Below are 247 nucleotides of genomic sequence, written 5' to 3'. Positions count from 1 at the left end.
TTTAAATGTCGACCTTAAAACAGTAAAAGGGATAAGAAAGCTAGTAGTTTTCTTGACCCGGAACGAACTTAATGATGCTTCGACAGTTCTAAGTTCGAAAGAACCTCACGAAGAACTGCGAAGCGTCTAAACGCTAAAGTTTGTGTAAAACCAAACTTAAGCTTTTTAGACGAGAGTTTGATCCTGGCTCAGGATGAACGCTGGCGGCGTGCTTAACACATGCAAGTCGAGCGAAGCACTTAAGTTT

1 rRNA gene is annotated in these 247 nt (G+C 41.7%); it reads left to right on the top strand.

Going from position 1 to position 247, the window contains the following annotated elements:
- Positions 1-165: 165 nt before the first annotated feature.
- Positions 166-247, top strand: a 16S ribosomal RNA gene (locus tag ACQRBH_RS17425); the annotation flags it as partial.

Origin of the sequence: Bariatricus sp. SGI.161, from assembly GCF_050313695.1 — a bacterium.
In the GTDB taxonomy this organism is placed as follows: domain Bacteria; phylum Bacillota; class Clostridia; order Lachnospirales; family Lachnospiraceae; genus JAFBIX01.
Note: the sequence above shows the minus strand (reverse complement) of the source record. Positions and strands in the feature narration are given on the sequence as shown.